Here is a 6,630-nt window from a genome sequence, read left to right on the forward strand (position 1 = left end):
CATCTCGGCTTCCTGACAATGGGCCGCCTTTGGCAAGGGATCGACACGCCCGCGAAACGGGGGGTGAGATCGTGGCGATACCCGTGACCATATTGGTCGGGAGAGACGAATCGTCAAGGGTGAAAAATTTCCAAAAAATACTTATGTTCACTCGCCTTGACATATATCGAGGCCCGCAAGACTTACGTCAAAGGCCGTCGACGCAAGTGGTCGTCGAGAATCACGGGTCAGGTGGCGGGACATTGCCAAGGCGTGGGACAGGGAGAACAATGGCCTCGTGCTCGGCGGAATTCCGCGAGTAAGAAAGCCGTGCCGTAGCCACGGTCCATAGGGACAGCGCCCGCCGAAGGCTGGCACGGCGAGTCTTCGTTGAGTGCACCGATCGCGAGTACAGGCGAAAGAAATTCAGAGAAAATGAAGGGCGGATGTGCGGAACATAGGCTGCAGGGTCTGGAGTGAGAGCATATGGAACTTGCCAATCCCCCCACCTCGGTCGACGACGACCGGGCCGGATTCGGGACAAGGTTCGTTGTGCGCACCTTCGCAACGTTTGCGGACCACTTGCAACAAACCGCGACGACAGAAGCCGATCGCTGCATCGACAGGCCATGGTTGCGCATCGACGGAACTCTAGGCTCTCCCGACCTTCTCCACCGTCTCGATCCGAGCTCCAAGGAACGCACCCACGATGTCGCATTCGACCCCCCGCTCGCCGAAGAAATCGCCCGCACGAACTTCCCTCTTCCGAGCCCGGCGCCGAACGGTCAGGTCCCTCCGACCCGGTTGCGAACCCGTGGAGCCTCGGACGCTCCTCTCGACCGTGACCTGGACCAACCCAAGCGGAGGCGACTGGGACACGGCCGCCAACTGGAGCACCGGCAGCGTCCCCGGCCCCGACGACGACGTCGTCATCGACCAAGCCGGAATCACGGTCACGCACGGATCCGGCGACGATACGGTCCAAAGCGTCACAAGCCAGGCTTCCCTCCAGATCGACGGAGGCCGGCTTGCGATCCGGTCCGAATCCGAGATCGACGGCAACCTCTCGATTGAGGGAGGAACCTTCGAGGTCGATGGCGCCTTGGCCGTCCACGGAGGACTCAGCCTGGCCTTCGCGCAAATCCTGAGCGGAACCGGGACCGTCGACGCCTACGGGAACGCCCAACTCCTCGGCGCCAACCGCCTCGACGGGACGACCCTCAACCTCCACGCCAACTCCTCCTGGAACATCGTCGCCCCCAACCAGTTCCTCTTGCGCGGCGCCACTCTCAACAACCTCACGGGGGCCTCGCTCTCACTCACGGGAGGCGGCAGCTACCTCGACGTCAACGACGGTTCCAACGCCTCCATCAACAACTTCGGATCCATCTCCGCTTCCTTCTCAGACGACACCAACTTCTCCGTCCCCTTCAACAACCAAGGCTCCTTCTCCCTCAACGCGGGCTCCGTCGCTCTCGGCAGGGACGGCATGACCAGCTCCAGCTCCGGTTCCTTCCTCGCCGCCGCCGGCACCTCTCTCACTCTCACCGCACAGCAACTCACCAACCCCTCCTCCATCTCCTCGGACGGTACGGTACAACTCAACATCTCCGACGACCAGGGCTCCTTCCGGGCCGCCGCTGGCACCGGCCTCTACTACTCCAACATCACGGGCACCATCCTCGACCTCGGGCACTACCTCCAGGTCGACGGCACAGACCTCATCGCCCCCGCCCTCGGAGGACCCGTCACCCTCTCCACAGACGTCCTCAACATCAACGGCACACTACAAGGGACCGACAACTACGACATCGCCGACACCTTGACGCTCGGGTTCGCCGCCACCCTCGGGACTTCCGGGACCGTCGACGCCTACGGGAACGCCCAACTCCTCGGCGCCAACCGCCTCGACGGGACGACCCTCAACCTCCACGCCAACTCCTCCTGGAACATCGTCGCCCCCAACCAGTTCCTCTTGCGCGGCGCCACTCTCAACAACCTCACGGGGGCCTCGCTCTCACTCACGGGAGGCGGCAGCTACCTCGACGTCAACGACGGTTCCAACGCCTCCATCAACAACTTCGGATCCATCTCCGCTTCCTTCTCAGACGACACCAACTTCTCCGTCCCCTTCAACAACCAAGGCTCCTTCTCCCTCAACGCGGGCTCCGTCGCTCTCGGCAGGGACGGCATGCCAAGCTCCAGCTCAGGCTCCTTCCTCGCCGCCGCCGGCACCTCTCTCACTCTCACCGCACAGCAACTCACCAACCCCTCCTCCATCTCCTCGGACGGTACGGTACAACTCAACATCTCCGACGACCAGGGCTCTTTCCGGGCCGCCGGGGGCACCGGCCTCTACTACTCCAACATCACGGGCAACGTCCTCGACCTCGGGCACTACCTCCAGGTCGACGGCACCGACACGATCGCTCCCGCCGCCGGAGGCCCCGTCACCCTCTCCACAGACGTCCTCACCATCAACGGCACACTACAAGGGACCGACAACTACGTCGTCAGCGGGCCGCTCACGATGAATGTCGGCTCGGGCCTGACCACGTCGGGTACCGTCGACGTCGGTGGACTCTTCACATGGGGGATCTTCGGATTACTCCAGGACGTGACGGTCAACGCCCACGGCGGGTTGTCAATGGAAGAGGACGGGAACCGACAATTCCATGACGCGACGGTCAATAACTTCGGGAATGCCGACTTCAGTGCGCCGAATTTCAGTTACGTGGGCATGTTCGGCGGCTCGTTTCACAACGAGGCGACGGGGATCCTGAATTTCGGGGGGGCCGAGCCGTATTTCTCCATCAGTGGCCCCGGCGCGGACGGCTCGCAGACGTCGTTCGTCAACGATGGGACGATGATCCAGGACGCGACAGTCGGCACGGTCTTCGAGATGCCGGTCGTCAATACGGGGACGATCAACGTCCTGCAGGGGACGCTCGCGATGTCCGCCGCCAACTTCGGGACGGTGACCGTCGCCTCGGGGGCATTCCTGAATTCGGGCTCGTACACGCAGACCACCGGGGCGACCATCCTCCAGGGAGGAGAGCTCGACGGCGGTCCCTTCACGATCGACGGCGGGGTGCTGGTCGGGACCGGGACCATCGTCGGGAACGTCGTCAACTCCGGTGAGCTCATTCCCGGAGGTGCGGGCACGGCCGGGCTGCTGACCATTCAGGGCAACTACACGCAGGGAGCGACCGGAGCATTCGACGTGAGTCTCGGCGGTCTCGCCGCGGGGACGCAGTACAGTCGACTGGTCGTCTCCGGAAGCGCGACTCTCGACGGCACCTTGAACGTGGGCCTGACTAACGGGCTCCTCCTCGACGTGGGCAACACCTTCCAGGTCGTCTCAGCCGGCTCACTTTCCGGGACGTTCTCCACCGCCCATGGATTGACCCTCGGAACCGTATCGCTCCTTTCGCCACTCTACGACTCCACGGATTTGACCCTCGTGGTCGTGCACACCAACCGGCCGCCGACGTTGGCGGCGATCTCCGACCAAACGGTGAACGCCGGGACCAACCTCACGTTCACGGCTTCGGCATCGCAGCCCGACCACGACTCGTTGAGCTTCTCGCTGGACGTAGGGGCTCCTGCGGGTGCGTCGATCAACCCCAGTACCGGGGTCTTCTCCTGGACGCCTCCCTCCGGTCCGACCACCAAAGCGATTACCGTACGCGTCACCGACCCCGGACTCGGGCTCTCGGCCACGAGGACATTCACCGTCAACGTGATCGCCGCCAACCTGGTGGTCACGCTGGGCCCGGCGTCTCCGATCGTGGAAGGTTCAACGTTCCTCGACTCGGGCTCCTTCAGCGACTCGGCCTCCAACGGCCCTTGGACGGCCATCGTCAACTACGGCGACGGGACGGGCAATCAGGCGCTCGCGTTCACAAGCAGCCACGCCTTTAGCCTCAATCATGTCTACAAGAATACGGGCAGCTTCACGACGACCGTGACCGTGACGAACGCGCACGGCTCTACAGGCTCCGCCTTGCTCGTCGAAACGGTCAGCGACGCGCCCATCTCGGCGACGGGCGTCCCGATCACCATCCCGCAGGGGATCGCGTTCACGGGGAAGGTGGCCTCGCTCACGGATTCCAACCCGTACGGGAGGGCGACCGACTTCGCGGCGACGATCGCCTGGGGAGACGGCACGACCTCGGCCGGCGCGATCAGCCAGCCGGGGGGGCTCGGCACGGCCTTCGTCATCTCGGGGGCCCATCTCTACAGCATCGCCGGCGCCGAGACGGTTTTCGTCACGATCCAAGACGTGGGAGGGCAGTCGGCCTCAGCGACATCGATCATCACGGTCTCCCCCTCGGTCTTCGTCCTCAACCCGACCGCGAGCGGGTCCCTCTCGCTCACCGGCAGCGCGACGCTGAACATGGCCGGTGAAGTCGTCGTCGATTCCAACGCGAAGACAGCCGTCTCGGCCAGCGGCAGCGCCCAGGTCAAGGCCGCCGGGATCCTGGTGGTGGGCGGGACATCGGCCACCGGAAGCGCCAGCTTCAGCCCGAAGCCCGTTACCGGGGTCGCGACCGTCGCTGACCCGCTCGCCTATCTGGCCGCCCCCACTCCCGGAGTGGCTCAAGCGGCCGTCAACCTGACATACGGGTCGCTCACACTCAATCCCGGCGTCTATTCCAAGATCAACGCCTCCGGGAGCTCCCACCTGACCCTCAACCCGGGCATCTATATCATCGCGGGGGGCGGATTCACTGTGGCCGGCAGCGCCAGCGTCTCGGGCACGGGAGTGACGATCTATAATACAAACGCGGCCTTCCCTGGGTCGGGCGGTGCTTACGGAGCCTTCACCGTCAGCGGGAGTGGGACCGTCAGCCTGACGTCCCCCTCGAGCGGCTCTTATGCCGGCGTCCTCCTGTTCCAGGACCGCGGCAACACCGCGGGCGTCTCGATTTCCGGCAGCGGCGTCGTCGGCAGCAGCGGCACCCTTTACGCACCCTCCGCAATGTTGACCCTCAGCGGCAGCGGACGCATCACGCTCCCTCTGATCGTCGACAAGCTGACACTCAGCGGCAGTGCTTCGGACATTGCCTCGGCGGGAAGCGGTTCGACGGGCTCGGTGTCCAGCAGTTCGATTCAGACGTTGAACACGTCCGTTTCGTCCGTACTCGGCGTTGCGATCGTCGTGCCCCCCACGACCGTCGGCGCGATCGACCAGGTCGTCGGGCAGGGGGTGATCGACACGCTCCTGACCGACCTCGCCTCGGAACTCCTGGCGACCACTCGCGCCAAGAAGAAAAGCTGAGCGGCGTCGGCCCGGGGACGCGGCTCGAGCTCCCCGGACCGGCCATCGATGGCACCTCGCTTGCGCCGCGGATATCCTCTTCGCGAGAGCCGATGGCAAACCCTACGGCCATTTCCGAGCGAGGTGCCCCATGTTGACTCGCAGAGACGTGCTTCGATTGGCCCCGGCGGCGCTGCTCGGCCGGGTTGCCCTGGCCGAAGCCGGCGGGGATTTCGAGAAGATCGATACACACATCCACATCCACCGCGAAGCTCCTGCGTTGTACGAGAGCTTCCGCGAGTCGAAATGGAGCGGGCTCGACATCGTGGTCTGCCCGACGGAAGGGAACGAGGCATTTGACCTCGAGTCGAAGCTGGATTCGACGCGTAAAGGCGCGCACGCCAGCGGGGGGAGGCTCGCCTGGGCCTCGACGATCGACGCCCGAGGGTTCGAGGCGCCCGACTTCGCCGAACGGACGGTGGCAAGGCTGCGCAAGACGTTCGACGACGGGGCGATCGGGGTGAAGATCTGGAAGAACATCGGCATGGCCATCCGAGGGAAGTCCGGCGCCTACCTCCTGCCGGACGACCCGGCCCTCCTGCCGGTCTACGAGGCCATCGGTCGGCAGGACCGGACACTCATCGCCCACCTCGCCGAACCGGACGGGGCCTGGCTGCCGCTCGACGACAAGAACCCGGAGCTGCCGTACTACTCGAAGAACCCGCAGTGGCACATGCTGGGACGTTCGGGTGCCCCGTCGAAGGAGACGATCCTCGGCGCAAGAGACCGGGTGCTCGCCCGGTATCCGAAGCTCCGCGTCGTCGGCTGCCACCTCGGGAGCGACGAGGATGACCTCGGCCGGTTGGCCAAGCGGCTCGACACCTACCCGAACTTCGCCGTCGACACCGCGGCCCGGATCCGGTACTTCGCCCGAGGTAACCGCGACCGGGCCCGCGAATTCCTCATCAAGTACCAGGATCGACTCCTCTTCGCGACCGACTTCGGCTTGCGCGAAATCCCGCCGGCGATCGGGGCCAAGGGCCTCCTGGCCCGGCACACCGTCGACTGGGACTTCTTCTCCGGCGACGCCAAGATGGACTACGAAGGCCGGCCGACACGTGGACTCGCCCTGCCCGAGCCCGTCCTGCGGAAGCTCTTCCGGGACAATGCCCGGCGGTGGCTCCCCGGGATCGGCGTCTGAAAATCCGACCGAGGAGGTGTCCCTCTCCAAGCAGAGATCACAACATAGGATTCCAAACGACGTGTACGGTTTTTTCATCATAAATCGCGACGAGATGTCACGAAGACAACGGCACCATTGATGACCAAATGCAACATCCAAGTCAACGGCGTCGGACCATTGGCGACGTAGCCAAGCGTCTGCTCCA

General features: G+C 64.6%; 2 protein-coding genes. Both read left to right on the forward strand.

The genetic code is table 11. From position 1 onward, the window contains the following. Positions 1-793: 793 nt before the first annotated feature. Positions 794-5,263 (forward strand): beta strand repeat-containing protein, encoded by a 4,470-nt coding sequence (locus ACYOEI_RS06460; protein WP_462848540.1) that lies wholly within the window; start codon positions 794-796, stop codon positions 5,261-5,263. Between the two features lie 130 nt (positions 5,264-5,393). After that, complete coding sequence (locus ACYOEI_RS06465; RefSeq protein ID WP_462848541.1) at positions 5,394-6,443, forward strand: amidohydrolase family protein; 1,050 nt, start codon at positions 5,394-5,396, stop codon at positions 6,441-6,443. Positions 6,444-6,630 lie beyond the last annotated feature (187 nt).

This window comes from Singulisphaera rosea, from assembly GCF_054877945.1.

Coding starts and splice junctions, on each gene's coding strand:
- ACYOEI_RS06465 (WP_462848541.1), top strand. CDS start 5,394: ATGTTGACTCGCAGAGACGTGCTTCGATTGGCCCCGGCGGCGCTGCTC.